Annotated in this window: 1 protein-coding gene; it reads right to left on the bottom strand. The window is 45.2% G+C overall.

Features of this window, described 5'->3' with window-relative positions:
• Nucleotides 1-7: 7 nt before the first annotated feature.
• Nucleotides 8-1,182 (bottom strand): IS3 family transposase gene (locus EGV91_RS16985; RefSeq protein ID WP_135505836.1). Its coding sequence is split into 2 segments (ribosomal slippage): nucleotides 8-885 and nucleotides 885-1,182, totalling 1,176 coding nucleotides; the frame shifts between segments, so codons are not numbered across the junction.
• Nucleotides 1,183-1,470 lie beyond the last annotated feature (288 nt).

Below are 1,470 nucleotides of genomic sequence, written 5' to 3'. Positions count from 1 at the left end.
AAAACACCTAGGCTGCCATTGTCCGATATTCAATCGGAGAGTGGCAGTTTAATTTTTGGAACGGTCGTATATAGTTGTAATAATACATGTAATCTTCGACTTTTTGTTGTACAATGGCATTGGTTAGACGTACCCCTGCAAGGGGGTAGAATTCTTCCGACTTTAGCGAGGAGTGGAAGGATTCGATGACGGCATTATCAAAGCAGTTTCCTTTACGGGACATGCTGGTGATAATGCCGTTTTCTCTTGTCGTCACTTGGAAGGCGCGGGAAGTATATTGGGCACCTTGGTCACTATGAATGATGGTGCCTGCGGTATTTCGCTTCTGACACGCGAGTTTCAAGGTGTCCAAAACAAGCTGCGCATTTTGTGTGCCGCTGACTTTGTAAGCAATCACTTCGTTGTTATATAAGTCCAGAATCGTCGACAGGTAAAGCATGCTTTCCCCGAAGGGGAGGTACGTAATATCCGTCACCCACTTTTGATTGGGCGCACTTGCGTTGAAATTCTGTTCCAAGAGATTCGGCACCACCAAGTGGCTTTCGCCCTTCATCTTTTTGGCTCGTTTTGGTTTGATCCGGCACTGGGTGTTGTATTTCTGCATGATGCGCTGCACCGTCTTCGGGTCGACTTGGAGGCCGTCATTTTTCAATAACCCAGTTACCGTACGGTAACCAACCCGGAACTTCAGCTGTTCACAGATCGCCACGACCTTTTCCTCCAACTCGGTCTTCGTGAAGTCTTTTTTGCGCCAACGGTAATAAGTGGCACGCGCGACGCCCATGCATTTACAAATCAGCGAGACAGAATATTTGTCTTTGAAACAGTCCACAAGCTCTAGGAAGAGGGCGGAATCCACCTTCTTTCCAACTCCCGATACTTTCCCATCAATTCTTCCTTCACTTCATAATAGAGCACCTTTTTCTTCAATTCTTCCAACTCACTTAACCCGGCATTGTAGCTGTATTGTTTTCCGCCAGGCTGCGCGAGCCGATGGGATTCACCTTCTCGGTGCCATTTCATCCAGGTTTTAATTTGCGATCTATTTTTGATCTGATGGATTTCCATGATTTCTGCATTGGTGTAGTTGCCGCTGAGTTTCATTTGAATAACCTCGAGTTTAATTTCCTCCGGATAGAATCGTTTCGTCGTTCCCTTTTTCGAGCCTCTTTTTGAATCCATACAGAAAAACACCTCCATCATGTCGTTGTTACTACATACGACGCTGGGGGTGTTTTTTCCTTGTCTCATTTTATTGGGTCACTCTACCGCGATTGCGGGGCTTTTTTATTTGTGGTGAAGCAGAAGATGCGAGTGAGCGGGCCTTGCTGCAAGTAAAATAAGGCTTACTTCAAATGAAATAGAGACGCTACAAGAACACTGAAAATGCCGCAGGCAACAGCTGATTTTCTTCAACTAAACTTGAATTCACCCCTTGAACTTATAAGCAAACACTTATATAATGTGACA

The sequence above is a fragment of the Planococcus koreensis genome (genome assembly GCF_004761975.1).
Lineage (GTDB): Bacteria > Bacillota > Bacilli > Bacillales_A > Planococcaceae > Planococcus > Planococcus koreensis.
This window is presented reverse-complemented; position numbering and strand designations above follow the sequence as displayed.